A 24882-nucleotide genomic window follows, 5' to 3' on the forward strand; every position below is an offset into this window, starting at 1 on the left:
ACCATGCCGCGACATCTCAGCCAATCCGATTGGTGCCAACGCGCCCGGGCGGTGCTGCCCGGCGGTGGCTTTGGCAATTTCGACCCGTCGGTTTTCATCCGCGAGGGCCGGGGCAGCCGCGTCTGGGGCGAAGACGGCAAAGAATATGTCGACCTGCTGATCGGCTCGGGGCCGATGCTGCTGGGCCACGGCCACCCCGAGGTGTTGGAGGCCGTCGCCGAACAGATGCCCAAGGGCATGACGTTCTTCGCCAACAACGCGCGCGCAGTCGAACTGGCCGAGGCGATCTGCGCCGCCGTGCCCTGCGCCGATCAGATCCGCTATGTCTCGTCCGGCGGCGAGGCTGACATGTACGCGATCCGGCTGGCCCGCGCCTTTACCGGCCGCGACAAGATCGTGAAGTTCGAAGGCGGCTATCACGGCATGAGCGCCGAGGCGCAGATGAGCCTGGCCCCGTCACGGATGGTGAATTTCCCGCAGGCGGTTCCCGACAGCGCGGGCATACCGGCCAGCGTTCAGGCCGAAATGCTGATCGCGCCGTTCAACGACCCGGACTACATCCGCTCGCTGCTGGCCGAGCACGGCAACCAGGTCGCGGGCATCATCGTCGAGCCCTTGCAACGCATCATCCCGCCCGAACCCGGCTTCTTGCAGCTTCTGCGGGACGAGGCCGACAAGTACGGCATCGTGCTGATCTTCGACGAGGTGGTGACCGGGTTTCGTTTCGCCTATGGCGGCGCGCAGGAGCTGTATAGCGTGACCCCCGACATCGCCACGCTGGGCAAGATCATCGGCGGCGGCTTTCCCCTGGCCGCGATCGCCGGGCGGGCCGAGATCATGGCCCATTTCGATAAGTCCGCCGTTGGCCATGAGAAATGGCTGATGCAGTTGGGGACCCTGTCGGGCAATCCGGTGGCCGCGGTGGCCGGGCTCAAGACGATGGAAGTGCTGCGCCGCCCCGGTCAGTACGACCGGCTGCGCTCCAATGGTCAGCGTCTGATGGACATGGCCTCGGCCGCGCTGACCAAGCAGGGGGTCGCCCACCGCGTCATCGGCGATCCGACCCTTTTCGAAATCGTGTTCACGGAAGGAAAGGTGCGCGATTACCGCGATGTGGTCCGCGCGGACACGGCCAAGGCAACCCGGTTCAATGCGGTTCTGATGCAGAACGGGATGTTCAAGTCGCCGGGCAAGACCTATCCGTCCCTGGCGCTGACCGAAGCGGACTTTGACCTGTGCAAAGCCGCTTACGCCAAGGCCGCGCAGGCCGTGGCCGAAATGCAGAGTGCGGGGGTGTCTTAGTAGACGCCCGCCATCACCAGGCGAACGATGTCTTCGCGCTTGAGGCCGCGCGCAGCCAGTTCTTCGTCGGTCAACTCGCTGAGTTGCTTGATTTTGATGACCTTGGCGTTTGCTTCGCCCATGCGGATCAAAGCATCATAGATGCCGCTGAACACATCGGCGACGGCCGAAAACAGGTTCAGGATTGCCGGGCGGTGCGTGCTTGTCTGTGCCATGAGCGGAGCCTCTCTGGTCTGTATGTGACCAAAGAGATTTAGACCTGATGCTGCAGTGCAGCTAGGCACTTGAGGGAATAGCCGCTGTGCATCTGGTGCAAGTCTGGCCCTACAGGCTCAGGCTCGGGCCTTGAACCGGTCGTCCACCGGCACCTGCAGGGCGGTGGCCAGTGCGTTGGTCTGACCGGCCATCGCGATCACCGCCAGCAGTTCGGCCTGCATCTGATCGGTCATGCCCTTGGCGCGGGCCGCGGCCGAATGGGAGTGCACGCAGTATTCGCAATTGTTGGCGACCGAGACCGCCACATAAAGCATCTCTTTCACAAGCGGGTCCAGCGCGCCGGGGGCCATGACGGTCTTGAGCCGCTCCCACGTTGCTTTCAGCAGTGCCGGGTCATGGGCCAGAGCGCGCCAGAAATTGTTGATGTAATCGGTGTTGCGGGTGGCGCGGATGTCATCGAAGACGGCCAGCGCCTCGGCGCTGACCTCTTCGTCCGTCAACAGGCGAACCGTTGCCATGCTCAGACCATCGCAAAGATGCGCGCCGGGCCGCCCGACCCGCCACGATGGGCCGGCGCGCCGACCACCAGCGTCGCTCCGCTGGCGGGCACCTTGTCGAGATTGGCAAGGTTCTCGATGCCGTAGCGGTTGGTGGGCAGCCACGCGTAATGCGTCACGAAATCAGCCGATGGCCCGTGGTCCAGCGACAGCGTGTCGACGGCCAGAGCAACCGCGCCGGTTCCTTCGATCAGCATCTGCGCCGCTTCGACGTGGAAGCCAGGGAAATGCATCTTGCCGTCGCCGTCGGCGTTGCGGAACTCGGGAGTCGCGGTTTTCCCGGCCCATCCCGAATGCATGGCGACACAGGCGCCATCGGGGATGTCGCCATTTGCTGCGATCCACGCCTTCAGATCGTCGGGGGTCACCTGCGCATCCGGGTCCTCGGCCGCGCGGGCGGCAATGTCCACCAAGCACAGAGGGCAAACGAGGTTCGACACCGGGATTTCGTCCACCGACTGCCCATCCGCCGAGAAATGCAGCGGGGCATCGACATGCGTGCCGGTGTGTTCGTTGACGGCCAGGTTGAACAGGTTGAAGCCATGTTCCTTGAAATTGAAGGCCTGTGTCGCCTCGATCCCCGGCTGGCCGAAATAGGTGGGGAAATCGGCATCGTAGACATGGGTCATGTCCAGCACCTCGCCATGGCCGGCCGCAAGCGCTGGTGGGGCAGCCACCGTCCCAAGCGCCGTGCCTGCCGCCATCGCTGCGCCAGCCTTGAAAAAGGATCGACGCGACAGCATCCGGTCTTTCACCGCGTTCATTACGCAAACGTCACACATTTCAAAACTCCCTGTTCTGCAATCTGTTTTCGTTCCGGGCCGAATTCATTGGCCGGGTGGGCAAAGCCTAGCACGGTTTTCCGCGATCCGGTTCACAAGTTGTTTGGGGCCTGCTCGCCGGCAACAAATGCGGCCCGGCGGCGCAGTCGGGTATAAGGGGTTGAACCCGCGCGCGGACGGGTTCAATCTGTTGCGGAATATTGTTCCGCAATGCGGAACAAGCTGGGGTTGGCAAGAGGAGACCAAGTCTGATGTCCGAGGCGGTGGAATACGAACGGATTGGCGATATCGCGGTGCTGGCGGCGAACAACCCGCCGGTCAATGCGCTTGGCGTGGATGTGCGCCGGGGCCTGCTGGCCGGAATCGAACGGGCCGAGGCCGAGGGCGCAAAAGCGGTGCTGATTTACGGCAAGGGCCGGACCTATTTCGCGGGGGCCGACATCCGCGAGTTCGGCAAACCCCCGCAAGAGCCCTGGCTGCCCGGCCTGTGCGACCGGATCGAGGCCTCGCCCCTGCTGGTGGTATCGGCGTTGCATGGCACGGCGCTGGGCGGTGGGCTCGAAGTTGCGCTGTCCAGCCACTACCGCATCGCGGTTCCCTCGGCCAAGGTCGGCCTGCCCGAGGTCAATCTGGGCATCCTGCCGGGTGCCGGGGGCACCCAGCGTCTGCCGCGCGTGGCCGGGGTCGAGGCCGCGCTGGACATGATCACAACCGGTCGCCATGTCCGCGCCGACGAGGCGCTGAAGCTGGGCGTGATCGACAAGGTGCAGGATGGCGACCCGCGCGAGATCGGGCTGGCCTATGCGCAGGAGCTGCTTGACTCGGGTACGCCCCGCCGCGCGGTCGGAGAGATGCCCGCGCCGGACCCCGTCGATTTCGATGCGGTCTACGAGGCCGTTCTGAAGAAGGGCCGCGGCCAACTGTCCCCCGCCGTTGCCGTGCGTGCCGTGCAAGCCGCCTGCGAGGCGCCCAGCTTTGCCGAGGGCATGGCGCGCGAGCGGGAACTGTTCATGCAGTTGATGGAATCGGATCAGCGCAAGGGTCTGATTCACGCCTTCTTCGCCGAACGCGCCGTGGGCAAGCTGCCCGAACTGAAGGGTGTCGAGCCGCGTCCGGTGCATCAGATCGGGGTCATCGGCGGCGGCACGATGGGCGCGGGGATCGCCACCGCCGCCTTGTTGGCCGGTCTGCCCGTGACCTTGCTGGAGATGACGCAGGAGGCAGCCCATGCCGCCAAAGACCGGATCGCCGGAAACCTGGCAGGCGCCCTGAAGCGCGGCAAGATCAGCCAGCAGCAGTACGACTCGATTCTGTCGGACCAATTGCAGCTTGCCACCGGTTATGACGCGCTGAGCGCCGTCGATCTGGTGATCGAGGCCGTGTTCGAGGATATGGAGGTCAAGAAACAGGTCTTTGTCCAGCTGGATGCGGTCTGCAAGCCCGGGGCGGTTCTGGCGACGAACACCTCGTATCTGGACGTCGACGAGATCGCCGCCGCCACCACGCGGCCGCAGGACGTGATCGGGCTGCATTTCTTCTCGCCCGCCCATGTGATGAAGCTGCTCGAGATCGTGGTGGCCGACAAGACCGCGCCCGAGGTGGTCGCCACTGGCTTTGCGCTGGGGCATCGGCTGAAAAAGGTCTCGGTGCGGGCGGGGGTGTGCGACGGGTTCATCGGGAACCGGATCCTCAGCACCTATCGCACCTGCGCCGATCACATGGTCCAGGACGGGGCAAGCCCGTTCCAGATCGACAAGGCGCTGACCGATTTCGGCTTTGCCATGGGGCCGTTCGCGGTGTCCGATCTGGCCGGGCTGGATATCGGCTGGGCGGTGCGCAAACGCAAACGCGCCGAGGGGCTGGACCCGCGCGCCCGCGACAGCAGCTATGCCGATAAACTGTGCGAGGCCGGGCATTTCGGACAGAAGACCGGCCAGGGCTTCTATGTCTATGAAAAGGGCAAGCGCGGTGGCACGCCGAACCCCGAGGTTCTGGACCTGATCGCGGCCGACCGCGCAGCGCAGGGCATCACCCCGCGCACGTTCACGGATGACGAGATCGTGCGGCGATATATGGTCTCGATGGTCAACGAGGCCGCCAAGGTGGTGGGCGAGGGCATCGCCCGCCGTCCCTTGGACGTGGATGTGGTGCTGCTCTATGGCTATGGGTTCCCGCGTTATCGCGGCGGGCCGCTGAAATGGGCCGATCTGCAGGGTCTGCCGGGTATTCTGGATGATATCCGCGCGTGGTCGGCCGAGGATGACTATTACTGGCAGCCCGCGCCGCTGCTGGAAAAACTGGTGGCCGAGGGCCGCAGCTTTGACGATCTGAACAAGGACGCTCAGTGATGAAACAAGCCGTAATCGTATCCGCCGCACGCACCGGGCTGGCCAAGTCGTTCCGGGGCTCGTTCAACATGACCCACGGCGCCACGATGGGCGGCCACGCGGTTCAGGCCGCGGTCGCGCGCTCGGGGCTGGACGGCACCGAGATCGAGGATTGCATCATCGGCTGCGGCTTCCCCGAGGGCGAGACCGGCGGCAACATCGCCCGCCAGATCGCCATCCGGGCCGGGCTGCCGGTCAGCGTTTCGGGGATGACCGTGAACCGGTTCTGCTCGTCGGGGCTGCAGACCGTGGCGCTGGCGGCGCAGGCCGTCACCGAGGGCAGCGCGGGCCCCATCGTGGCCGGCGGGGTCGAGAGCATCTCGCTGGTTCAGCCGAAGACCCGCCCCGTGCCCGAGGCGTGGATTCAGGAGCACAAGCCGGCGATCTACATGACAATGATCGAGACCGCCGACATCGTGGCCGAGCGCTATGGCATAAGCCGCGAAGAACAGGACGCCTACGGCCTGCGGTCGCAGCAGCGCATCGCGGCGGCGCAGGCGGCGGGCAAGTTCGACGACGAGATCGTGCCGATGCAGACCACCATGGCGGTCAAGGACAAAGAGACGGGCGAGGTCTCGCACCGGCAGGTCACCGTGGACCGGGATGAATGCAACCGACCGAACACGACCCTGGAAGGGCTGGCCACACTCGAGCCGGTGCGCGGCCCCGGAAACTACATCACTGCCGGCAATGCCAGCCAGCTGTCGGACGGCGCAGCCGCGGTGATCGTAATGGACAGCGCCGAGGCCGAGCGTCGGGGTCTGGAGCCCATGGGCGCGTTCAAGGGGTTCTGCGTGGCGGGGTGCGAGCCCGACGAGATGGGCATCGGCCCGGTCTTTGCGGTGCCGCGCCTGCTGGAACGGCATGGTCTGAGCGTCGAGGACATCGACCTGTGGGAGCTGAACGAAGCCTTTGCCTCGCAAGCGCTGTACTGCCGCAACCGTCTGGGAATCGATGACGAGAAATGCAACGTGAACGGCGGCTCGATCGCCATCGGGCATCCGTTCGGCATGACCGGCGCGCGGATGGTCGGCCATCTGCTGCGCGAAGGGCGGCGGCGCGGGGCAAAGCTGGGTATCGTGACCATGTGCATCGGTGGCGGCATGGGCGCGGCCGGTCTGTTCGAAATCTATTGAAGAATGGGGCACCGGGCTAGCCCATCGAGGGCCGGCCCGGCGCAGCCCGGCCCGCGGGGCCGAGCAGGCAAGGTTCCGATCGCGTCGAGGAGGAGGGCGGCTGTGGACTTGAGTTATACGGACGAGGAGAAGGCCTTTCGCGACGAGGTTCGCGGTTTTCTGGCCGAGAAACTGCCCAAGGAGATCTCGGACAAGATCCGGGCTGGCCGGAATATCGGCAAGGAAGGGTATGAGTGGTGGCATGCCACGCTGAACGAGCGCGGCTGGTTGAATTTCAACTGGCCGAAGGAGTTTGGCGGCGCCGAGTGGAACGCGGTTCAGCGCCATATCTTCGAGGAGGAATGCGCCGCCGCCTATGCGCCGCGCATCGTGCCGTTTGGCCTGTCGATGCTGGGTCCGGTGCTGCAGAAATTCGGCTCGAAGGAACAGCAGGATTATTTCCTGCCGCGCATCCTCAATGGTGAACATTGGTGGTGCCAGGGCTATTCCGAGCCGGGTGCCGGGTCGGACCTGGCCTCTCTGAAGACACGCGCGGTGCGGGACGGCGACCAGTATGTCGTGAACGGCCAGAAGACCTGGACCACGCTGGCGCAATACGCCAACTGGATCTTCTGCCTGGTGCGCACCGATCCCGAGGCCAAGGCGCAGGAGGGGATCTCGTTCCTGCTGATCGATATGAACACGCCGGGGATCGAGGTGCGCCCCATCGTCCTGCTGGACGGAACGCCCGAGGTTAACGAGGTGTTCTTTGACGATGTGCGCGTCCCGGTCGAAAACCTGGTGGGCGAGGAGAACAAGGGCTGGACCTATGCCAAGTATCTGCTGACGCATGAACGCACCAACATCGCCGGTGTCGGCTTCAGCCAGGCGGGGCTGGACATGGTCAAACGGATTGCCCGGATCGAAACCGCGAATGGCCGCCCCCTGATCGAGAACCCGCATTTCGCCGCTCGGCTGGCACGGGTCGAGATCGACCTGATGGCCATGGCCACCACCAACATGCGCATCATCAGCAAGGCTGCGGCCGGACAGGCACCGGGGGTCGAAAGCTCGATGCTGAAGGTCAAGGGTACGATCATCCGGCAGGAGATCAACGACCTGGCCCGCCGCGCGGTGGGGCCTTATGCGATGCCTTTCGCCTCCGAGGCGGTGGCGGGCGACAACGACCCGATCGGGCCGGACTATGCCGCGCCGGTCGCCGCCCAGTACTTCAACAACCGGAAACTGTCGATCTTCGGCGGGTCGAACGAGATCCAGCGCGGGATCATCGCCAAGGTCAAGATGGGGGGCTGAGATGGATTTCAACCTGACCGAAGAACGGCAGATGCTGCAGGACACGCTGCGGCGCTATCTGGCCGACAGATATACGACTCTGGTGCGCAACGACATTCTGGACAGCGCGGCGGGGTTCAGCGCCGACATCTGGCGCGAACTGGCCGATCTGGGCGTTCTGGGCGCGCTGTTCGACGAAGCGGACGGCGGGTTCGGCGGGGCGGGTTTTGACATCGCCACTGTGTTCGAGGAACTGGGCCGGGCCGGGGTGGTCGAGCCGGTTCTGGACAGCTGCATTCTGGGCGGTCGGCTGATCGCGCAGGTGGGCGGCCCCGATCAACGGACCCTGCTGGATCAGGTGATCTCGGGCAAGCTGCATCTGGCGCTGGCGCATGGGGAGCCTGCCAGCCGGTATGACCTGAGCCGGGTCGAGACCACCGTGCGGACCGACGGCACGGGCTTGATCCTGAACGGGCGAAAGGCCGTGGTCGTGAATGCCGAGGCCGCCGGGCAGCTGATCGTATCCGCGCGCGAAACAGGCGGGCCGTTCGATCTGGACGGCATTTCGCTGTATCTGGTGCCTGCTGGCACACCGGGTCTGGGCTTGCGCGGGTATCCGATGCTGGCCGGGGGCCGCGCGGCCGAGGTCACTCTGGACGATGTGCGCCTGCCGGAAACCGCGCGTCTGGGCGCCGCGGGGCAGGGGTTCGAACCGCTGATGGACGTTGCGGCCGCAGCCAATGTCGCGCTGGTGGCCGAGGTTCTGGGTGCGATGGAAAGCGCGGTGGAACTGACGCGGCAATACCTGATGACGCGCAAGCAGTTCGGCCGCCCGATCGGGACCTTTCAGGCCCTGCAACACCGGTTCGCGGATATGCTGATCGAGCTGGAGCAGGCGCGCTCGGCGGTGATCAACGCGGCCGGTCACCTTGCAGCACCCGATCGCGACCGGCAGATCGCCGCGGCCCGCAACCTGGTGTCGCGGGTGGGCCGGTTGGTGGCCGAGGAAACGATCCAGATGCATGGCGGCTTCGCCATGACGCAGGAATATGAGCTGGCGCATATTGCCAAGCGGATCGTCATGTCGGATCACAGGTTCGGCGACGCGGATTATCATTTGGAGCGGTTCATTGCACTCGGCGCGGCCTGAAGAAGACCCAAGGGTCCGGCGGTCGGGCTGTCAGAACGCGATCGGGTTCGAGGTGGATCTGTCCGACCCCGACGGCCGGGCCCGGTGCCATCTGACCATCCGGGCGGATCACCTGAACAGCCAGGGCATCCTGCATGGCGGCATCATCGCCATGCTGCTGGACGTGGCTTGCGGCAACACCGCCTCGGCCTGGTTCGACCGGGACGACCATCCGCTGGTTCTGACCCTGTCGCTGAACACAAGCTATGTGGCGGCGGTGCGTCAGGGGCGCGTGACGGCCACGGGGCGCGCAATGGGTGGCGGGCGCACGCTGGCCTATGTGACCGGAGAGTTGCACAGCGACGACGGAACCCTGATCGCAACAGCGGCGGGGGTGTTCAAGCGCACCACGAAATGCTGAGCGCAAAACCGGTTCCGGCGCAGGGGAGGGCGAAGGGACATGAACAAATGGCACGACTATCCGGATGCCCAGATCCGGACCCGTCCGCGGGCCCGCGCCTTTGCAGACGGGTTCGGCGCCGATTGGAGCTTTGCTGACCTCGACCGCGCGATTTCCGAGCTGTCAGAAATCCTGCTGGCCTCGGGGGTGCGCCCGTGCGATCGGGTCATGCTGGTGCTCGAGAATTGCTGTGCGGCAGTGGCCGCGCTGTTTGCCTGTTCCCGGATCGGGGCCTGCGTGGTGCCGGTGAACGCCCGCCAGACCGAGGCTGAATTGGCCCGCATCGTGGATCACGTGACCCCGGCAGTGATCCTGTTCACATCGGCCGCGTCGCCGGAGGCGCGCGACCATGCGCAAACTGCCGGGGCCCGGCCCGTTTCCGGGGCCTTCGGGCAGATGCACCTGGCCGCGCCGTACCCGAGCGCGCCCGACCCCGATCTGGCGGATGTCGCGGCGATGCTGTTCACCACCGGCACGACTGGAACGCCCAAGGGCGTGATGCTGTCTCACGAAAACCTGCGGTTCGGCGGGCTGACCTCGGCGAATTTCCGCGGGTTGACGCAGGATGACATGGTCTATGGGGTGCTGCCGATTTCGCACATCTTCGGACTGGCCTCGATCGTCACCGGGTCGGCGCTGGCCGGGGCCTTCGTCCAACTGGATGCCCGGTTCGCGGCGGACCGCGCCTTTGCCGCGTTGAACGCGGGCGTCACGGTGTTTTCGGGTGTGCCGCAGATGCATGCGCTGTTGATGCAATATGCCAAGGAGCAGGGGTTGGAGCGGTTGCCCTCGGGTGCCCTGCGCTACACTTCGTCCGGGGCTGCCCCGCTGGATCCGGCGTGGAAACGCAAGGCCGAGGCGTTCTATGGCGTTGCGCTGCAGAACGGCTATGGCATGACCGAAAGCACGGCGGGGATCTGCGCCTCGCACAACCGGATCGGGGATCCGGATATCTCGGTCGGCCCGCCCTTGCCGGGGGTCGAACTGCGCATTGACGAAACCATACCCGGCGGCGGAGATGGCGTGGGCGAGATCCTGACGCGCGGCCCGCATGTGATGAAAGGATACTATCGCAACGCCGAGGAAACGGGCCGGGTTCTGGCCCAGGGATGGTTGCGCACGGGCGACCTCGGCCGTCTCGACGCGCACGGTAATCTGCACGTCGTCGGCCGCGCCAAGGAACTGATCATTCACGGCGGCTTCAACGTCTATCCGCCCGAGGTCGAGGCCGCGCTGAACGACCACCCGCAGGTGATCCAATCTGCGGTGATCGGGCATCGGGTGGGCGGCGACGAACAGGTGCTGGCCTTTGTTCAGGTGCCTGAAATCGGCGCTGCGTCCGAGGCAGAGTTGGCGGAGTTCGTGGCCGCACGTCTTGCGGGCTACAAACGGCCGGGCCGGATCGTACTGGCCACGTCACTGCCAGCCGCGCCCACGGGCAAGATTCTAAAACACAAGCTGCTAACGCATTTCGCGGATCAACTGGCCTAGGGGCAGGGCCGGCAAAACGCTCCCGCGCCCGCGCGACATCGGCTGCGCCGATGCCGGGCCAAACAGGAGGAGGCGTTTTGCCAAAAACGTCGACGAAGGGCGGGAGCCGCCGTCAGGCCGCGTGGCCTTCGGCTGCGGCGCGAATGGCGCGGATGTTCTGGCCATAGACGTCCGGGTTCGCAACCGACCCGCCCTTGAAGACAGCGGAACCGGCAACAAGAACGTCCGCGCCGGCCGCTGCGACCAGCGGGGCGGTTGTGGTGTCGACGCCACCGTCGATTTCGATATGCACCGGACGGTCTCCGATCATCTCGCGCAGGCGGCTCACCTTTGCGGTCATGTCGATGAATTTCTGCCCGCCAAAGCCGGGGTTCACCGTCATCACGCAGACCAGATCGGCCAGATCCAGCAGGTGCTCGACCGCTTCGGCCGGGGTGCCGGGGTTCAGCGCCACGCCTGCCTTCATGCCCGCCGCACGGATGGCCTGCAACGTGCGGTGCGTGTGGGGGCCGGCCTCGATATGGGCCGTCAGATAGTCCGCGCCGGCATCGGCATAGGCCTGGATGTAGGGGTCGACCGGCGTGATCATCAGGTGCACATCCATCACCGTCTTGACATGCGGGCGGAACGCTTTGACCGCCGGTGGGCCGAAGGTAAGGTTCGGCACGAAATGCCCGTCCATCACGTCAACATGGACCCAGTCGGCGCCCTGGGCCTCGATGGCTTGGATCTCCTGTCCGAAATTGGCGAAATCGGCGGACAGGATCGACGGTGCGATCTTGATCTTGCGGTCAAAGCTCATGGCGGCCTCATGTGACAGATCTGACGGTTCAGGTGTTGAGCCCGCGTATAGACGGGACGAGCGGCATTGCCCAGCCCTTGCATAGGCCATCCGCTTTCAGCCCGTTACAAAAGCTTCACCGGATCGACACATCACCGTTGAGCACCAGCTGTAGACGACCTCCATCATGAACTGGGGGTGGCACGTGCTGCGCATCGAAAAACTGACCAAGCGCTTCGGCGACAATACTGCAGTCGACACCGCAACGCTGGACGTCGACAAGCCATGCATGATCGGGATCATCGGGCGGTCGGGCGCGGGCAAGTCCACCCTGCTGCGTATGGTCAACCGCCTGACTGATGCCAGCGCCGGGCAGATCCTGTTTCACGGGCGCGACGTGACCACGCTGAAAGGCCGCCAAAAACGTGCGTGGCAGGCCGATTGCGCGATGATCTTCCAGCAATTCAACCTTGTGCCCCGCATGGACGTGGTCTCGAATGTGCTGCATGGAACGCTGAACCGGAACTCGACCCTGGCCACCCTGTTCAACCTGTTCCCGACCGCGGACATCCACCGCGCCATCGACATTCTCGACCGTCTTGGCATCGCCGAACATGCCCCCAAACGGGCCGAGGCGCTGTCGGGCGGGCAGCAGCAGCGCGTCGCCATCGCGCGGGCACTGATGCAGGACCCCAAGATCATCCTGGCCGATGAACCCATCGCCTCGCTGGACCCGATGAATGCGCAAGTCGTGATGCAGGCCCTGCGCCGCATCCACGAAGAGGACGGCCGCACCGTGATCGCCAACCTGCACACGTTGGACACCGCGCGCCGCTATTGCGACCGCGTAGTCGGCATGCGCGATGGACGCATCGTGTTCGACGGCCTGCCCGAACAGTTGACCACCGGCGTCGCCCGCGAGATCTACGGTGCTGATGCCAGCTTCTCCGAGGCCGCGACCTCGACCGAGATCGAAACACTGGATGCCACCCGGAAGGCTCTGATGGAAGCCGAGGCCACGATCTGAGCCCCAACCACCTCTTTTTTCGCCCGGCCCGATGAATGGGGTGGGCCAATCAACCTGGAGAGAGACAGATGAAGAAACTCGTTGCCGCCCTGGTCGCGACCACTGCCCTGAGCGCACCTGCCATGGCTGAGGAGATCAGCGAATTCCGTATCGGCATCCTGGGCGGAGAAAACGCGCAGGACCGGCTGAACAACAACGAATGTCTGCGTGAATACACCGAGGACGCGCTGGGTGTCGAAACCAAGCTGTTCGCCCCGGCGGACTACAACGGCGTGATCCAGGGCCTGCTGGGCGGCACGATCGACATGGCTTGGCTGGGCGCCTCCGCCTATGCCAAGACCTATCTCAGCGATCCCGAGGCGGTCGAACCGGTTCTGGTCAAGGTGAACGTGGATGGTGGGTATGGCTACTACTCGGTCGGGTTCGCCCGCAAGGACAGCGGCATCACCTCGCTTGATGACATGAAAGGCAAGGTGTTTGGCTTTGGTGATCCGAACTCGACCTCGGGCTATTTGATCCCCTCGATCGAAATCCCTCAGGCAACGGGTGCGACGATGGAGTCGGGCGACTATTTCGGTGAAGTAAAGTTCACCGGTGGTCACGAGCAGACAATCGTCGCCGTGAACAACGGTGACGTTGATGGTGGCGTGACCTGGGCCGATGGTCTGGGCAACTGGGAAGACGGCTACAATTCGGGTGCGCTGCGCCGCGCCGTGGATGCCGGACTGGTCGACATGAACGACATGGTCGAAATCTGGAAATCGAAGCCGATCCCCGAGGGTCCAGTGGTTCTGCGCAAGGCATTGCCGGCGGATGTCAAAGAGAAGATGACGGCCCTGATGGCCGGGCTGGCCGACAAAGACCGTGAGTGCTTCTATGGCGTGGCCGCCGGTGAGGCCAAAGCGTTCGAGCCGATCACCCACGAGGCCTACGAAATCATCATTGAAGCCCGCAAGCTGAAGTCGAACTAAGCCTGCGCAACTTCTGTTCGGGGTCCGGCCGCAAACCGGACCCCATTATCCCCATCGGAGCCTTTCATGACCGACCTGACCGCGGGATCCGTCGGCCTCGACCGGATCCGGGAGGATTACACCAGCATGACCCGTCGCAAACGGGTTTACGGTGGGATACTTCTGATCCTGTTCGTGGCACTTATGGCGGCCGGATTCCGGACCGCCGACATGCGAAACGCCGGTAGTTTTGCCGATGGGTGGAACCGCATTTTCGATTACCCTGCCGAGGTTCTGACTGAGGCCTGGGAGAAGATCGGGGAATTGCCCGCAAATTTGGTCGAGTTCTTCCCCGCGCTGATCGAAACACTGAATATCGCCGCCGCGGCCACGCTGGTGGGCACTCTGGGCGGCACCTTTCTGGCGCTGATGTCTACCCGCGGCATGGCGCTGTGGCCGTCGTTGATCCCCGTTTTTCGGCGTATATCTGATATTTGCCGGGCCGTTCCGGAAATTGTCATCGCTCTGGTTCTGATCTTTGTTCTTGGCGGCGGGCCAGTGCCTGCAATGATTGCCATCGCCATTCACACTGCCGGTGCCCTGGGCAAATTGTTTTCCGAAGTGAATGAAAACGCCTCTCTGAAACCGGTCGAGGGGCTGCAGTCGGTTGGCGCCAACTGGTCGCAGCGGATGTATTTGGGCGTGATCCCGCAGGTCGGGCCAAACTATGTCAGCTACGCTCTTCTGCGGTTCGAGATCAACATCCGCGCCTCGGCCATTCTTGGTTTCGTGGGGGCAGGCGGCTTGGGGTACGAGTTGCGCAACGCCATGTCCTGGGGGCAGGGGCGTTACGACGAGGCGGCGGCCATCTTTCTGCTTCTGTTCGTCACCATCGTGGCCGTGGATCAGCTGTCCGGCGTTTTGCGTGACCGTCTGACACACGGTTCCGCCAAAGGAGCCGCAGCATGAGCACCTTTGCCACTGATCTGCCTATCAACGACTTGAAAGCCAGAACCGACCACATCTTTCGGCGCAAACGGGCGCTGAGTTTCGGGTTGCCGGGGCTGGTCACTCTATACCTGATCTATGTTTTCTTTGCCTTTGACGTGCCCGGCTTGGCCGAGCGGGCCAACTGGGAAAACGGCAAGACGCTTGTATCCGACAGCTACAGCTACAAGACTCACGTGACCCGGGACAATCGAAACGGACAGGTGTCCGTTGCGATCGAAGGAGAGCGCAAGGGCGCTTACCCGGATGGCACTGCGCCGGAATGGGTCGCTTTGGGCGAAACCACCGTGATTGACCTGGAAGATGGCCATATCGTTCGTTTTGGACCTGAAACCGTGGAATATGACATCCCCGGTTACGGAACAGTGCGCGCAACGCCCAGCCGGTCGGCCGGAGTGCAGGCGGAACTGCCGACTGCCGAGGTGCCGGACTGGATCAACATGTCAAAGAACCGCTTGGCGATCACCACGCCGGCGGGACGGCTGACCGTGACACGCAACCGGGCCGAGGTGTTCCGGTATTTCAACGGTTGGGAACTGTTCTGGTTCACTTTGGACAGCCCCTATCACGGTCAGTCTTTCAGCCAGTTGATGGGGCGTGCCGCTTCGGGCGAGGCCGCAGAAATCTTTGACGATTTCTGGACCAACAAGATGTGGCGCCATCAGGATGTTGCGTGGGCGATCTTTGAAACGCTTCTGATGGCTTTTCTGGGCACATTGGGGGCAGGGATGATCGCTTTGCCCCTCGCATTTCTGGCGACACGAAATTTCAATCCGTTTAGAACGGTCCGATTTTCCACTCGTCGTATCTTTGACTTCGTGCGCGGTGTTGATGCGTTGATCTGGACGGTGGTTCTGGCACGCGCCTTCGGGCCAGGGCCGCTAACAGGGGCGCTGGCCATCCTGGTCACCGATACCGGCACCTTCGGCAAGATCTTCTCCGAGGCGCTGGAAAATGTTGATCAGAAGCAGATCGAGGGCGTGCAGTCTACCGGGGCCAATGCGCTGCAGAAATATCGTTTCGGTGTGATCCCGCAGATCACGCCGGTTCTGCTCAGTCAGCTCCTGTACTTCCTGGAATCCAACACCCGCAGCGCAACCGTGATCGGGGCGATAACCGGGGGCGGGATCGGTCTGTTGCTGACACAGGCGATTATCACCCAGAAAGACTGGGAGGAAGTCGCCTATTACATCGTGCTGATCATCCTGATGGTCATGCTGATGGACTGGTTTTCGGGCTGGCTGCGCAGGCGGCTGATCCAGGGCGGGCCGCCCAAGTCGCGCAAACAGCGCGACCCGCAGGCCAAGCCCCTGATGTTGCCTTGAACCGTATACGAGGACTTGCAGACCATGGAGCGCTTGCGACCGGACCAGCCTTTCATTCACCCGGATTGCCAGATAACCGGCAGCAGCTTTGGCGCCTTTGTCGAAATCGGTGCCGGAACGCGGGTGACGAATTCGGTGTTTGGGGACTATACCTATTGCGACCGCACCTGCGACATCGCCAATGCACGGATCGGGAAATTCGCCAATATCGCCAGTTTCACCCGGATCGGTGCCACCGACCATCCGATCGAGAAAGCGTCGCTGCATCACTTCCACTACCGCTCGGCCGACTATTGGGACGATGCCGAGGACGACGCGGACTGGTTCACCCGGCGCGCCGGGCGGTTGGCGCATATCGGGCACGACACCTGGATCGGCCACGCGGCCATCATCAAGCCCGAGGTGACGATCGGGCACGGGGCAATCGTAGCCTCCGGGGCGATCGTGACCAAGGACGTGCCACCTTATACCATCGTCGGCGGCGTCACTGCCCACCCCATCCGACGCCGGTTCCCCGAACACGTGGCCGAGCGTATGATGGCTCTGGCCTGGTGGGACTGGGACAATGCCCGACTGCGCGCGGCGCTGCCGGATTTCCGCGCGTTGCCCGCCGAGGCGTTTTTGGAGAAATACGAGGATTGACCGGCATCACCCGTGATCGTCATCCAGCGTCAGAGTGACCCGCTCGCCCGCAAAGACGGTCTTGCCGTATTCAACCGGATGCCCCTGCGGATCGGCATTGATGCCGACCGAATGCAGAACCGGCGCGCCCTCGATCAGGTGCAGGTGCCGGGCCTGAATCGCATCAGCCGCGCGGGCGGTCAGGCGCGTCGAGATGCGGGTATAATCCGCCACGCCGCAGTGCCGCAGCGCCCGCGTGACCGAGCCGTTCTGGGCCAGCGCTTCGGGCAGGTCGGGCAGGCGCGCGGCGGGAAAGACGCTTTGGAACACCGCGATCGGTTGGCCATCGGCCAGCGACAACCCGTCATAGACATGCACCGGGTCGCCGGGGGCCAGGGCCAGCGCCTCGGCCTCGGTCTTGTCGGCGGCGCGGGTGATCAGCGACAGCACTCGCTTGCCCGGGATCTTGCCGCTGGCCGAGATGTTCCGGTGGTACCGGACCCGTTTGCCGATCGGGTAGTCGGTCGCTGCTGCCGAAACGAACACGCCGGCCCCGCGGCGCGGATGCACCAGCCCCTGCCGGGCCAGTTCGGCTAGGGCCCTGCGCACCGTGTGGCGGTTCACGCCGTGGGTCGCGGCCAGCTGCGCCTCGGTCGGCAGGCGGTCGCCGGTGGCAAAGCGCCCCTCGGCAATGTCGGCGGTCAGCGCCAGCGCGATGGTCTTCCAGATCGGTGTTTGGCTCATGTCATCAAAACTTCACAGCATATTCGTTGCGAGTCACCGGCTGCCCAGATATGATTTGTCTAGTTGTATAGTAGTTGTAGACAACTTGGCCAAGAGGCTTTGATGGCGGAACAGACAAAAATCGCGACACGTGATCGACGGGCCTGGCTGGGCCTTCTGGCACGTGCGCCGGCCGAGGCGCTGGCGGCCTTGTGGGCCGACTATGGCGCACGTCCCGAATTCCAGTGGTTGCGTGCGCCCGAGATCGGCGGCGTCATGGTGCGGGGGCGGGCAGGCGGAACGGGCGCGCCCTTCAACCTAGGTGAGATGACGGTCACGCGCTGCGCTCTGGTGTTGGCCGACGGGACCGAGGGGCATGGATATGTGCAGGGGCGCGACAAGACCCATGCCGAAACCGCCGCTCTGATCGACGCGCTGATGCAGACCGGGCACGCCGACGCGGTGCGGGCGAAAATCCTCGAGCCGCTGACCCGCCAAGTGCAGGCGGCCAGAACGGCCCGGGCCGCCAAGGCCGCGGCCACCAAGGTCGAGTTCTTCACGATGGTTCGGGGAGAGGATCAATGACCCCACAGACCCGTTTTTCAGGCGGTTTCACCGACGCACCGGTTCAGGCGGCCCACGCCTTTCGTGCGGCCATGACCGTGATGGCGCGTCCGGGCGAGATTCGGCAGCTGGTCGGCGCGACCCCGCCCGATGGCCTGTCGGTCGCTGCGGGAACGCTGCTGCTGACGCTGTGCGACCCGGATACGGGCGTTTATCTGGCGGGCGCGGCCGACAACCCGGCCATTCGCCAATGGCTGACTTTCCACACCGGAGCGCCCCTCGTGCCCGCCGCGCAGGCGGATTTTGCCGTCGGTTTCTGGCAGGATCTGGTGCCGCTGGACCAGTACCGGATCGGCACGCCGGAATATCCCGATCGATCCGCCACCCTGATCGTGGAGTGCGACGTATTGCACCAATCCGGCGCCACCCTGCGAGGGCCCGGCATCCGCGACACTGCACGCCTATCCATGCCCGATGTCGCGGCGCTGCAGGCCAATTCGGACCTGTACCCCTTGGGGTGCGATTTCTTCTTCACCTGCGGGGATATGGTTGCGGCCCTGCCGCGCAGCACCCGCATCCAGCCCGAGGGTTAGGCCATGTACGTAGCCGTCAAAGGGGGCGAAAAGGCGATTGAAAACGCCCATGCCTGGCTGGCAGAGGAACGCCGGGGCGATCCCGGCGTGGCCGAATTGTCCTTGGCCCAGATCCGTGAACAGCTCAGCCTTGCGGTGAACCGCGTGATGGCCGAGGGCTCTCTGTACGATCCCGATCTGGCCGCGCTGGCGATCAAACAGGCGCGGGGTGATCTGATCGAGGGGATCTTTCTGATCCGCGCCTACCGCACCACCCTGCCGCGGTTTGGTTATTCGACCCCGGTCGATACCGGCGGCATGGCCTGCGACCGCCGGATCTCGGCCACGTTCAAGGATGCGCCGGGTGGGCAGGTTCTGGGCCCGACCTTCGACTACACGCACCGCCTGCTGGATTTCAAACTGGCCGCCGACGGCGCGGTGCCTGAGGCCCCCACCGCCGCGCCGCGCCATGAACCGACCCCGCACATCACCGAATTCCTCAAGGACGAAGGCCTGATCCAGGACGAACCCACCAGCGATAAACCGCCCGGCGACCTAACGCGCGAACCGATGGAGTTCCCGGCGGACCGCCCCCTGCGCCTGCAAGCACTGACGCGCGGGGACGAGGGGTTCGTGCTGGGCATGGCCTATTCGACCCAGCGCGGCTATGCCCGCAACCACGCTTTCGTGGGTGAGCTGCGCATCGGCACCGTCGCGGTCGAGATGGATATCCCCGAACTGGGCTTCGCGATCGAGATCGGAGAGATCGCCCTGACCGAATGCGAAACGGTGAACCAGTTCAAGGGATCAAAGACCGAGCCGCCGCAATTTACGCGCGGCTATGGGCTGGTCTTCGGCCAGTCCGAGCGCAAAGCCATTGCCATGGCGCTGGTGGACCGCGCCTTGCGCTGGGAGGAATTGGGCGAAGACGATCTGGGCGCCCCGGCGCAGGATCAGGAATTCGTCCTCAGCCATGCTGACAACATTCAGGCGACCGGCTTTTTGGAGCATATCAAACTGCCGCATTACGTCGATTTCCAGTCCGAATTGGAACTGGTACGCAAATTGCGCCGCGAAGCCGAAGAACGCCTGGAACCGCACGAGGCCGCCGAATGACTTCAGTGCCCTTCCTGCATCCTGTCCGCCGGCCGAGATGCCCTGCCAGCCGCAGCCCGGCGTGGCGCGTCCGCGCTGATCGCAGACCATTCGCCTCGCGCGTCCCGCCGCATGGCCCGGCGCCGTCGCTGGGAATGTATCCTGCGCCAGAGAAAGTAGAGCATGACGACCGCGAAGGCCGAGGTAACCAGAAAACCGTCCACAACAACACCAAAAAACGAAAGTGATACATCAAATGAATGAGTATAACTTCGCATATTTGGACGAACAAACCAAGCGGATGATCCGCCGGGCCATTCTCAAGGGCTTGGCCGTTCCGGGTTATCAGGTGCCGTTTGCCAGCCGTGAGATGCCCATGCCTTATGGTTGGGGCACGGGAGGGGTTCAGGTCTCGGCCGCGACGCTGACACCGGACGATGTGTTCAAGGTGATCGATCAGGGAGCAGATGACACGACCAATGCTGTGTCGATCCGCAAGTTCTTTGAGAAGACGGCGGGCGTGGCCACGACCGAAGAGACCGGGAAGGCGACCATCATCCAAACCCGCCACCGTATCCCCGAGGCCAGGCTGCGCGACGATCAGATCCTGGTCTATCAGGTCCCGATCCCCGAACCGCTGCGGTTTCTGGAACCGCGCGAGACGGAGACGCGCAAGATGCACAGCCTGCAGGAATACGGGTTGATGCATGTGAAGCTCTACGAAGACATCAGCCAGCACGGCGCGATTTCCACGGCCTATGCCTATCCGGTCCGGGTGGCCGAACGCTATGTGATGGACCCGTCTCCGATCCCGAAATTCGACAATCCGAAACTGGAGATGGACGCGATCCAGCTGTTCGGGGCCGGGCGCGAGCAGCGGATCTATGCGGTGCCGCCGCATACGCGGGTGGTCAGCCTCGATTTCGAGGACTACCCGTTCGATGCCAGCAAGGCCGATCATGCCTGCGATCTGTGCGGGGCCGAAGACAGTTACCTGGACGAGGTGATCACGGACGATGCCGGCAACCGGATGTTCGTGTGTTCGGACACCGATTACTGTCGGTCCCGCCGCGAGGCCGGACACCAAGGCAGTTTGGCGCAGGAGGATGCGGCATGACCCCGCTCTTGCAGGTCAAAGGCATCGAGAAGCGCTATGGCGCGCGGATCGGCTGCCGGGATGTCAGTTTCGACCTCTACCCCGGCGAGGTGATGGGGATCGTCGGCGAAAGCGGGTCGGGCAAGTCGACCCTGCTGAACTGTCTGGCTGGGCATCTTAAGCCGGATGCCGGGCAGGTGATCTTTGATACCCGCGCCGACGGGCCGGTGGACACGGTCACGATGTCGGAACCTGCCCGCCGGATGCTGGGGCGCACCGACTGGGCCTTTGTGCATCAGCATGCCCGCGACGGGCTGCGCATGTCGGTCAGCGCCGGCGGCAATATAGGCGAGCGGCTGATGGCCGTGGGGAGCCGGCACTATGGTCAGATCCGCGGGCAGGCTCTGGATTGGCTGGGCCGGGTCGAGATTGCAGAAAGCCGCGTGGACGACCGACCCAGCGCGTTTTCGGGCGGCATGCAGCAACGGTTGCAGATCGCGCGCAACCTGGTGACCGGTCCGCGGTTGGTTTTCATGGATGAACCGACCGGCGGGCTGGACGTCTCGGTACAGGCCCGACTGCTGGACCTGCTGCGCGGCCTCGTGCGCGAGATGGGGCTGAGCGCCATCATCGTCACCCATGATCTGGCCGTGGTGCGGCTGCTGGCGGACCGGTTGATGGTGATGAAGGATGGTGAGGTGGTCGAAGCGGGGCTGACCGATCAGGTGCTGGACGATCCGCAGCATGCCTATACGCAACTGCTTGTGTCCAGCGTCCTGCAGGTTTGAATGCTACAGAAAAGATGAAATCCGATGATTGAACTGATCGACGTGAGCAAGAGCTTTACCCTGCACAATCAGGGCGGCGCCGTGATCCCGGTGATGGCGGGCGCGTCGCTGCAGGTCGGGGCCGGAGAATGCGTGGCCCTGACCGGGGCCAGCGGGGCTGGGAAGTCCACACTGATGCGGGTGATCTACGGCAACTACCTGGCGGCCTCGGGGCAGGTGCGGGTGGGTGGCCTGGACGTCGCCCGGGCCCAACCGCGCGAGATCCTGCAGCTGCGCCGGGAGACCCTGGGCTATGTCAGCCAGTTTCTGCGTGTCGTGCCGCGGGTGCCGACGCTGGAGGTCGTGGCCGAACCGCTTCTGGTTAAGGGGTGCGAGCAGCAGACCGCACTGGACAAGGCAGCGGGCCTCCTTCAGCGCCTGAATATTCCGGAACCGCTTTGGCGCCTCAGCCCCACGACATTTTCGGGCGGGGAACAGCAACGGGTGAATATCGCGCGTGGATTTGCGCATGACTATCCGGCTCTGTTGCTGGATGAACCCACGGCCAGCCTTGACGCACGAAACCGCGAAACCGTGCTGTCCCTGATCCAAGAGGCAAAGGCCCGCGGCGCGGCGATCATCGGGATATTCCACGACCAAGAGGCCCGTGACCGGGTCTGCAACCGCGTGGTTGACGTCACGCAGTTTGCGCAGGGGGCGGCGGCATGAAGATGGCCCCGGTCATTGCAGTTGTCGGGCCTTCGGGTGTTGGAAAAGACAGCGTGATCCAAGCACTGTTGGCGCGCGCGCCGAACTTCGAAAGGGTGCGTAGAGTCATCACCCGTCCCCATGGCGAAGGCGGTGAGGATTTTGACCGCGTGTCCGACCGGACGTTTCAAACAATGGTCCAAGAGGGCGGCTTTGTTCTGCACTGGGCTGCGCACGGGCTGCACTACGGCATTCCCGTTGCGATCACGGAACAACGCCGAAGGGCCGACGCCGTTCTGGTCAACCTCTCAAGGGCTGTGTTGCCCGAGGCACAAAAGGAATTTCGAGAGCTGATCGTGATATCCCTGACGGCCGACCCAAAGGTTCTGGCGCAACGTCTGGCAGTGCGCGGCCGGGAAAGCGCGGCCGATCAAGCCCGGCGTTTGGGGCGCGCCAAGGCAGCCCTGCCCGAAGGCCTGAACCACGTGATCGAGGTCGACAATTCCGGGTCACTGGATGCGACCGTTGAAACCATCTTGTCCGGCCTTCAACCTGAAAGGGCGTACCGTTGAAGCATATGGAACCGCCCGTCTTCAGCCTCGCCCACAAGGGCCAGGTCCCCAATGTCAAAAGGGGCTGGCAGCAATGGGACAAGCCGTTGGTTCAACACGGTTTGCACGTTTGCCAGCATCGGCTTGCTCAGGCGACCGGACAGGGTGATGTGAAAGCGGAAAGCCTCCAGAACGTATGGGTAGCCCCAGTTCGTCAGATTGGCGTCTTGCTCCATGGTCAGCCCGGCCGCTCGGCGCCGGTTCATCTCGGTTTCCGAGGCCGGGGCACGAAAAGGGTCCAGGTCGCGGACGCAAGCCGCCGCAAGCGCGTTCAGGTCTCGTGTGTCGCCCACGGGCCGCAAAGCAAGAAACCGACCAAGGCGTGCAACTTCGAGCCCGTCCAGCGAAACGGGGGCGAATTTACCGGCCAGACGGGCGCAGGTATCCTGCAAAGCGGACAGCGACTGATCTTCACGCAAGCGAAACGGCGGCTTCATCGTGGCATGAAGCCCGTATTTGCGCGGCACTTGTGTTACCGAGGCGACGTCCAACCCGTCGATGGCCGGATGGTCGACGGTCCGTCCCGCATCGATGTCCCACCCCAGCCACCCGGTTGCAAACCTGCTCCATTCGGATTGGGCGGGGGGAACGAAATAGATCGCGTATCGCGCAAAATTCACAATGGCCTCCTGTTGCGTGGCCTCTCCTTACCTCAAACCACGTGAAAATCCGATGACAGATGACCTGACCCTTGCCAATGCGTTGCTTGTTCTGCCGGATGAGACTGTCCGGGGGTGTGTCCGTATCGTTGGCCAGACGATCGCTGACATAGACACCGGCGCGGCTGTTCCGAAAGGCGCGATTGACTGTAACGGGGACTATGTGTCGCCCGGCCTGGTCGAGTTGCACACCGACAACCTGGAACGCCACATCCAGCCGCGGCCCAGGGTGGACTGGCCCCATGCCGCAGCCATTCTTGCGCATGACGCGGAACTGGCTAGCACCGGGATCACGACCGTCTTTGACGCTATGCGCGTGGGGTCGATCCCGTCCGGTGCTGGACGGTATCTGAAATACGCGCGCGGACTGTCCCACGAGCTGTGGGAGTTGCGAGAGCAGGACGCACTCAAGATCAGCCACTTTCTGCATCTGCGCGCCGAAGTCTGTTCTGAGACGCTGGTCGAGGAACTGCAGGAATTCGGTCCAGAAGACCGGGTGGGCATCGTTTCGTTGATGGATCACACGCCCGGCCAGCGCCAGTTTCGGGACCTGTCCAAGTTCGAAGCCTATCTAAAAGGCAAGTACGCTATGGATGACGACATGTTCGCACGGCACGTCGACCAGTTGCGGGGGCTGAGGGACCGCAATGGAGACCGCCACGAGCAGGAGGCCGTGGACGCCGCGCGCCGCTTCGGAGCGGTTCTGGCCAGCCACGACGACACGACCGAGACGCAAGTGGCGATATCCGCCCGCCATGGCATTCGGCTGGCCGAATTCCCAACGACGGTCGAGGCCGCACGGGCCTGTCACGCTCATGACATTCAGGTCATGATGGGCGCGCCAAACCTGATCCGGGGCGGGTCACATTCTGGGAATGTGGCAGCACGGGAACTGGCCGACTTGGGGTGTTTGGACATTCTGTCGTCGGACTATGTGCCGTCAGCCTTGCTGTTGTCCGCCGTTACCCTTGGGCGCATCTGGGATGACATGGCGCGTGGCATCGCCACTGTCACACGGGCTCCGGCGCGGGCGGCGGGCCTAGCGGATCGCGGCGCTCTGAAACCGGGGCTGCGGGCAGACCTGATCCGTTTTCGAATGCGGGGCAACGTCCCGGCCCTTACTGCCGTCTGGTCGCGCGGGCAGCGCGTGGCCTGATCAGGCGAGGTAGAACAGATAGCGGTCAGGCGCGATGGAGTCCGGGCCGTTGATCTGTTCGAACCCTTCCAGCGGTTGGCCGGAAATCAGCAACCCGCCTGGGACCATGACCGAGCCAATCAGCTTGCTGAGCCTCGCCGCTTCGACCACGTCTTCATGTTTGATCCCGCGACCGAAATCATAATGCGCCAATGCGATCCGCGGGCCGTCTTCGGCCAGCTTCTTCAGCATCGGTTCGGCCTCGCCCTGCAGAAAATCTTCGGCCGGCGGGGTGCTGTCCGGGTGACACTGCAGAACCCGGTCCATGACCCAGATGCGCCGGTCGGGCAGGATCTCGCGCAGGTGGTCATAGGTGCGGCCGTTGCCCAATCCCATGTCCAGCACATCGCCTTTCAGCCCTTTGATCCGCGCCGCAGCCCAGTTCAGCCCGTCGCGCTGGGCGGTCAGGCGTCGCAGCATGGAATCCAGTCGGCTCATCAAGGTCTCC

General features: G+C 64.0%; 27 protein-coding genes. 20 read left to right on the forward strand and 7 right to left on the reverse strand.

Annotated features, from left to right (window positions below; genetic code table 11):
• Positions 1-3 precede the first annotated feature (3 nt).
• Complete coding sequence (locus tag ACR0EF_RS00570) at positions 4-1302, forward strand: aspartate aminotransferase family protein (protein WP_170371811.1); 1299 nt, start codon at positions 4-6, stop codon at positions 1300-1302.
• Here the strand turns inward: ACR0EF_RS00570 and ACR0EF_RS00575 are convergent.
• From ACR0EF_RS00575 to ACR0EF_RS00585, 3 genes are all read right to left on the reverse strand, one after another.
• Entirely contained in the window at positions 1299-1517 is a 219-nt protein-coding gene (locus ACR0EF_RS00575) for a hypothetical protein (RefSeq protein ID WP_093964526.1), read from the reverse strand. The two genes, ACR0EF_RS00570 and ACR0EF_RS00575, sit on opposite strands and share 4 nt — an antisense overlap.
• A 117-nt stretch (positions 1518-1634) precedes the next feature.
• Positions 1635-2036, reverse strand: a complete 402-nt coding sequence (locus tag ACR0EF_RS00580) for a carboxymuconolactone decarboxylase family protein (protein WP_170371809.1) — start codon at positions 2034-2036, stop codon at positions 1635-1637.
• Positions 2037-2038: 2 nt separating this feature from the next.
• Positions 2039-2857 (reverse strand): cyclase family protein, encoded by an 819-nt coding sequence (locus ACR0EF_RS00585; protein ID WP_170371807.1) that lies wholly within the window; start codon positions 2855-2857, stop codon positions 2039-2041.
• A gap of 251 nt (positions 2858-3108) precedes the next feature.
• Here ACR0EF_RS00585 and ACR0EF_RS00590 point away from each other — a divergent pair, with 251 nt between their 5' ends.
• From ACR0EF_RS00590 to ACR0EF_RS00615, 6 genes are all read left to right on the forward strand, one after another.
• Positions 3109-5205, forward strand: a complete 2097-nt coding sequence (locus ACR0EF_RS00590) for a 3-hydroxyacyl-CoA dehydrogenase NAD-binding domain-containing protein (RefSeq protein WP_170371805.1) — start codon at positions 3109-3111, stop codon at positions 5203-5205.
• Entirely contained in the window at positions 5205-6380 is a 1176-nt protein-coding gene (locus tag ACR0EF_RS00595) for an acetyl-CoA C-acyltransferase (RefSeq protein ID WP_170369813.1), read from the forward strand. Before ACR0EF_RS00590 ends, ACR0EF_RS00595 begins: the two co-directional genes overlap by 1 nt.
• Positions 6381-6482: 102 nt before the next feature.
• Positions 6483-7673, forward strand: coding sequence for an acyl-CoA dehydrogenase family protein (locus tag ACR0EF_RS00600; RefSeq protein ID WP_170340327.1), 1191 nt, complete (start codon positions 6483-6485; stop codon positions 7671-7673).
• A gap of 1 nt (position 7674) precedes the next feature.
• Positions 7675-8802, forward strand: coding sequence for an acyl-CoA dehydrogenase family protein (locus ACR0EF_RS00605; protein WP_170369809.1), 1128 nt, complete (start codon positions 7675-7677; stop codon positions 8800-8802).
• Positions 8783-9202: a PaaI family thioesterase gene (locus ACR0EF_RS00610; protein ID WP_170371803.1), complete on the forward strand. Its 420-nt coding sequence runs from the start codon at positions 8783-8785 to the stop codon at positions 9200-9202. Before ACR0EF_RS00605 ends, ACR0EF_RS00610 begins: the two co-directional genes overlap by 20 nt.
• 39 nt (positions 9203-9241) lie before the next feature.
• On the forward strand, positions 9242-10732 hold the full coding sequence (locus ACR0EF_RS00615) for a class I adenylate-forming enzyme family protein (protein WP_170369805.1): 1491 nt from the start codon (positions 9242-9244) through the stop codon (positions 10730-10732).
• A gap of 112 nt (positions 10733-10844) precedes the next feature.
• Here the strand turns inward: ACR0EF_RS00615 and rpe are convergent, their stop codons facing one another.
• Positions 10845-11534 (reverse strand): ribulose-phosphate 3-epimerase, encoded by a 690-nt coding sequence (gene rpe / locus ACR0EF_RS00620; RefSeq protein WP_170369803.1) that lies wholly within the window; start codon positions 11532-11534, stop codon positions 10845-10847.
• A gap of 184 nt (positions 11535-11718) precedes the next feature.
• Here rpe and phnC point away from each other — a divergent pair, with 184 nt between their 5' ends.
• The 5 genes from phnC (at position 11719) to ACR0EF_RS00645 (ending at position 16465) form a co-directional block, all read left to right on the forward strand.
• The gene (gene phnC, locus ACR0EF_RS00625) at positions 11719-12540 is read left to right on the forward strand and encodes a phosphonate ABC transporter ATP-binding protein (RefSeq protein ID WP_170341072.1); all 822 of its coding nucleotides are present in this window, start codon (positions 11719-11721) and stop codon (positions 12538-12540) included.
• A 68-nt stretch (positions 12541-12608) separates the two neighbouring features.
• Positions 12609-13511, forward strand: a complete 903-nt coding sequence (gene phnD, locus ACR0EF_RS00630) for a phosphonate ABC transporter substrate-binding protein (RefSeq protein ID WP_170339782.1) — start codon at positions 12609-12611, stop codon at positions 13509-13511.
• Positions 13512-13577: 66 nt separating this feature from the next.
• Entirely contained in the window at positions 13578-14459 is an 882-nt protein-coding gene (phnE, locus tag ACR0EF_RS00635; RefSeq protein ID WP_170371801.1) for a phosphonate ABC transporter, permease protein PhnE, read from the forward strand.
• A complete protein-coding gene (gene phnE / locus ACR0EF_RS00640; protein WP_170371799.1) occupies positions 14456-15823 on the forward strand; it encodes a phosphonate ABC transporter, permease protein PhnE in 1368 nt (455 codons plus the stop codon). The genes phnE (ACR0EF_RS00635) and phnE (ACR0EF_RS00640) overlap by 4 nt, the downstream gene beginning before the upstream one ends.
• 24 nt (positions 15824-15847) lie before the next feature.
• Positions 15848-16465 carry an LbetaH domain-containing protein gene (locus ACR0EF_RS00645; RefSeq protein ID WP_170371798.1) on the forward strand — a complete coding sequence of 206 codons (618 nt, stop codon included), beginning with the start codon at positions 15848-15850 and terminating at the stop codon, positions 16463-16465.
• Positions 16466-16471: 6 nt separating this feature from the next.
• Here the strand turns inward: ACR0EF_RS00645 and phnF are convergent, their stop codons facing one another.
• A complete protein-coding gene (gene phnF / locus ACR0EF_RS00650) occupies positions 16472-17188 on the reverse strand; it encodes a phosphonate metabolism transcriptional regulator PhnF (RefSeq protein WP_170371796.1) in 717 nt (238 codons plus the stop codon).
• A gap of 102 nt (positions 17189-17290) precedes the next feature.
• Here phnF and phnG point away from each other — a divergent pair, with 102 nt between their 5' ends.
• From phnG to phnN, 7 genes are all read left to right on the forward strand, one after another.
• Positions 17291-17752 (forward strand): phosphonate C-P lyase system protein PhnG, encoded by a 462-nt coding sequence (gene phnG / locus ACR0EF_RS00655; protein ID WP_170371794.1) that lies wholly within the window; start codon positions 17291-17293, stop codon positions 17750-17752.
• Positions 17749-18324 (forward strand): phosphonate C-P lyase system protein PhnH, encoded by a 576-nt coding sequence (phnH, locus tag ACR0EF_RS00660; RefSeq protein WP_170371792.1) that lies wholly within the window; start codon positions 17749-17751, stop codon positions 18322-18324. The genes phnG and phnH overlap by 4 nt, the downstream gene beginning before the upstream one ends.
• 3 nt (positions 18325-18327) lie before the next feature.
• Positions 18328-19419 carry a carbon-phosphorus lyase complex subunit gene (locus ACR0EF_RS00665; RefSeq protein ID WP_170371790.1) on the forward strand — a complete coding sequence of 364 codons (1092 nt, stop codon included), beginning with the start codon at positions 18328-18330 and terminating at the stop codon, positions 19417-19419.
• Between the two features lie 235 nt (positions 19420-19654).
• The gene (locus ACR0EF_RS00670; protein ID WP_174820242.1) at positions 19655-20515 is read left to right on the forward strand and encodes an alpha-D-ribose 1-methylphosphonate 5-phosphate C-P-lyase PhnJ; all 861 of its coding nucleotides are present in this window, start codon (positions 19655-19657) and stop codon (positions 20513-20515) included.
• Complete coding sequence (phnK, locus tag ACR0EF_RS00675; protein WP_170340355.1) at positions 20512-21282, forward strand: phosphonate C-P lyase system protein PhnK; 771 nt, start codon at positions 20512-20514, stop codon at positions 21280-21282. The genes ACR0EF_RS00670 and phnK overlap by 4 nt, the downstream gene beginning before the upstream one ends.
• A gap of 24 nt (positions 21283-21306) precedes the next feature.
• The gene (gene phnL / locus ACR0EF_RS00680) at positions 21307-21990 is read left to right on the forward strand and encodes a phosphonate C-P lyase system protein PhnL (RefSeq protein WP_170340357.1); all 684 of its coding nucleotides are present in this window, start codon (positions 21307-21309) and stop codon (positions 21988-21990) included.
• The gene (gene phnN, locus ACR0EF_RS00685; protein WP_170340359.1) at positions 21987-22541 is read left to right on the forward strand and encodes a phosphonate metabolism protein/1,5-bisphosphokinase (PRPP-forming) PhnN; all 555 of its coding nucleotides are present in this window, start codon (positions 21987-21989) and stop codon (positions 22539-22541) included. The genes phnL and phnN overlap by 4 nt, the downstream gene beginning before the upstream one ends.
• Here the strand turns inward: phnN and ACR0EF_RS00690 are convergent.
• Positions 22517-23200 carry a DUF1045 domain-containing protein gene (locus tag ACR0EF_RS00690; RefSeq protein ID WP_170340361.1) on the reverse strand — a complete coding sequence of 228 codons (684 nt, stop codon included), beginning with the start codon at positions 23198-23200 and terminating at the stop codon, positions 22517-22519. The genes phnN and ACR0EF_RS00690 overlap by 25 nt on opposite strands.
• A 52-nt stretch (positions 23201-23252) precedes the next feature.
• Here ACR0EF_RS00690 and ACR0EF_RS00695 point away from each other — a divergent pair, with 52 nt between their 5' ends.
• Positions 23253-24395 (forward strand): alpha-D-ribose 1-methylphosphonate 5-triphosphate diphosphatase, encoded by a 1143-nt coding sequence (locus tag ACR0EF_RS00695; RefSeq protein ID WP_170369786.1) that lies wholly within the window; start codon positions 23253-23255, stop codon positions 24393-24395.
• Here the strand turns inward: ACR0EF_RS00695 and ACR0EF_RS00700 are convergent, their stop codons facing one another.
• Entirely contained in the window at positions 24396-24872 is a 477-nt protein-coding gene (locus ACR0EF_RS00700) for a class I SAM-dependent methyltransferase (RefSeq protein ID WP_170340366.1), read from the reverse strand.
• Positions 24873-24882 lie beyond the last annotated feature (10 nt).

Source organism: Ruegeria sp. CG8 (assembly GCF_056537165.1).

Bases quoted from the DNA above. Each gene is read 5' to 3' on its own strand.
- ACR0EF_RS00570 (WP_170371811.1), top strand. From the start codon at position 4: ATGCCGCGACATCTCAGCCAATCCGATTGGTGCCAACGCGCCCGGGCG.
- ACR0EF_RS00575 (WP_093964526.1), bottom strand. From the start codon at position 1,517: ATGGCACAGACAAGCACGCACCGCCCGGCAATCCTGAACCTGTTTTCG.
- ACR0EF_RS00580 (WP_170371809.1), bottom strand. From the start codon at position 2,036: ATGGCAACGGTTCGCCTGTTGACGGACGAAGAGGTCAGCGCCGAGGCG.
- ACR0EF_RS00585 (WP_170371807.1), bottom strand. From the start codon at position 2,857: ATGTGTGACGTTTGCGTAATGAACGCGGTGAAAGACCGGATGCTGTCG.
- ACR0EF_RS00590 (WP_170371805.1), top strand. From the start codon at position 3,109: ATGTCCGAGGCGGTGGAATACGAACGGATTGGCGATATCGCGGTGCTG.
- ACR0EF_RS00595 (WP_170369813.1), top strand. From the start codon at position 5,205: ATGAAACAAGCCGTAATCGTATCCGCCGCACGCACCGGGCTGGCCAAG.
- ACR0EF_RS00605 (WP_170369809.1), top strand. From the start codon at position 7,675: ATGGATTTCAACCTGACCGAAGAACGGCAGATGCTGCAGGACACGCTG.
- ACR0EF_RS00615 (WP_170369805.1), top strand. From the start codon at position 9,242: ATGAACAAATGGCACGACTATCCGGATGCCCAGATCCGGACCCGTCCG.
- rpe (WP_170369803.1), bottom strand. From the start codon at position 11,534: ATGAGCTTTGACCGCAAGATCAAGATCGCACCGTCGATCCTGTCCGCC.
- phnD (WP_170339782.1), top strand. From the start codon at position 12,609: ATGAAGAAACTCGTTGCCGCCCTGGTCGCGACCACTGCCCTGAGCGCA.
- phnE (WP_170371801.1), top strand. From the start codon at position 13,578: ATGACCGACCTGACCGCGGGATCCGTCGGCCTCGACCGGATCCGGGAG.
- phnE (WP_170371799.1), top strand. From the start codon at position 14,456: ATGAGCACCTTTGCCACTGATCTGCCTATCAACGACTTGAAAGCCAGA.
- ACR0EF_RS00645 (WP_170371798.1), top strand. From the start codon at position 15,848: ATGGAGCGCTTGCGACCGGACCAGCCTTTCATTCACCCGGATTGCCAG.
- phnF (WP_170371796.1), bottom strand. From the start codon at position 17,188: ATGAGCCAAACACCGATCTGGAAGACCATCGCGCTGGCGCTGACCGCC.
- phnG (WP_170371794.1), top strand. From the start codon at position 17,291: ATGGCGGAACAGACAAAAATCGCGACACGTGATCGACGGGCCTGGCTG.
- phnH (WP_170371792.1), top strand. From the start codon at position 17,749: ATGACCCCACAGACCCGTTTTTCAGGCGGTTTCACCGACGCACCGGTT.
- ACR0EF_RS00665 (WP_170371790.1), top strand. From the start codon at position 18,328: ATGTACGTAGCCGTCAAAGGGGGCGAAAAGGCGATTGAAAACGCCCAT.
- ACR0EF_RS00670 (WP_174820242.1), top strand. From the start codon at position 19,655: ATGAATGAGTATAACTTCGCATATTTGGACGAACAAACCAAGCGGATG.
- phnK (WP_170340355.1), top strand. From the start codon at position 20,512: ATGACCCCGCTCTTGCAGGTCAAAGGCATCGAGAAGCGCTATGGCGCG.
- phnL (WP_170340357.1), top strand. From the start codon at position 21,307: ATGATTGAACTGATCGACGTGAGCAAGAGCTTTACCCTGCACAATCAG.
- phnN (WP_170340359.1), top strand. From the start codon at position 21,987: ATGAAGATGGCCCCGGTCATTGCAGTTGTCGGGCCTTCGGGTGTTGGA.
- ACR0EF_RS00695 (WP_170369786.1), top strand. From the start codon at position 23,253: ATGACAGATGACCTGACCCTTGCCAATGCGTTGCTTGTTCTGCCGGAT.
- ACR0EF_RS00700 (WP_170340366.1), bottom strand. From the start codon at position 24,872: ATGAGCCGACTGGATTCCATGCTGCGACGCCTGACCGCCCAGCGCGAC.